This window comes from Mycobacterium sp. TH-M106 (assembly GCF_057473765.1).
Map to the genome: position 1 here is coordinate 1 of NZ_JBYCLE010000612.1, position 1193 is coordinate 1193.

Genomic DNA, 1193 nt, shown 5'->3' on the forward strand with positions numbered 1-1193 from the left:
TGGCCCGGCCCATGCCCGAGGCGCCGCCGATGACGATCACCTTCTTGCCGTTGATCTCCATACGAACCTCCTTGTCGGGGACATCGAAAGCAAGCTAGCGCGTGCGGGTGAGCTGTGGCGGGGCGGGTCGTCACTCCGAAGGTGTCGCCCACGTCGTTTCGCCTGTGAGCTTGGTTCGCGGCCGCTATGATTTCTGGAGTGTCCCAGCCCGAGATCCAGCGTCAGGTACGTCAGCAGCATGCCGACATCGACTCGCTCTACGAGCTCGTCGAGCGTGTCGACCAGAAAGTGGATGCGCTGGACGTCAAGCTCGATCGCCGATTCGATGAGGTCAGGGGCCAGGTTTCCGAGGTGCTACGTCAGCTCGGTGGATAACCGATACTCCGGCTCCCATGTGTCGCGTAGGGATCGGTGATCGCGTAGCCCCCGTCCCGCCGCGGTGGGCGTCAGGCCGTTAGCGTAGCCAGCCTCGCTGCCACGAATCACGGTGTGACGATGTTGAAGGTGGAGTCGGGTGGTTCAAGGATGTCCAGCAGTCGCTGCAGTGCGGTGCGGTCACCCCTTATCTGCACCCCCGGCGATTCGACATCCCCTAGCGCGACACCCAGTAACCGTGACTTGTCGGCCAGCGTCACGGTCACGTCGGCGGAGGAATCATCGGCAGGAACCCTGCGGTGCACCAGCACCCCGTTGCACAGTGTCAGCCGATAGTTGGTGTCTATGTCGGCGAACGAAACGTCCAGCGCCAGGGTGAGATCCCAGCCGCGCGGCCCGTTCACCCGGATAGCAAGACTGTCGAACATCTGCTCCGCGGTGAGCTGGGACAGCAGCGACAGCGACATGACCCGTCCGGTGGTGGTGCCGAATCCGCTGCCGCGTAGTTCGGCCGCACCGGATAGGAAGAAGTTGCGCCAGGTGGCGTTCTCTGCGCCGTAGGCCAACTGCTCCAACGTGTCGGCGTACAACGCGCGGGCATCCGCGTGGGTGTCGTCGACGAAAACCGCGTGATCGAGTAGTGTTGCAGCCCAGCGGAAATCGCCGCTGTCGAAGGCCTGCCGGGCGAGTTCAACGACCCGGTCCAGACCGCCGAGCGCTGCGACGTAGCGGGTGGCCAGCTGTTGTGGCGGATGCGGCCACAGCCGCGCCGGATTGCCGTCGAACCAGCCCATGTAACGCTGGTAGATCGCCTTGAC

At 64.1% G+C, this 1193-nt stretch carries 2 protein-coding genes; one reads left to right on the forward strand and one right to left on the reverse strand.

Annotated features, from left to right (window positions below; genetic code table 11):
* Positions 1-198 precede the first annotated feature (198 nt).
* The gene (locus AC2VOP_RS20785) at positions 199-375 is read left to right on the forward strand and encodes a hypothetical protein (RefSeq protein WP_486962721.1); all 177 of its coding nucleotides are present in this window, start codon (positions 199-201) and stop codon (positions 373-375) included.
* A 107-nt stretch (positions 376-482) separates the two neighbouring features.
* Here AC2VOP_RS20785 and AC2VOP_RS20790 read toward each other — a convergent pair.
* The coding region (locus AC2VOP_RS20790; RefSeq protein WP_486962722.1) for an alkyl sulfatase dimerization domain-containing protein at positions 483-1193 on the reverse strand (711 nt) is incomplete at its 5' end.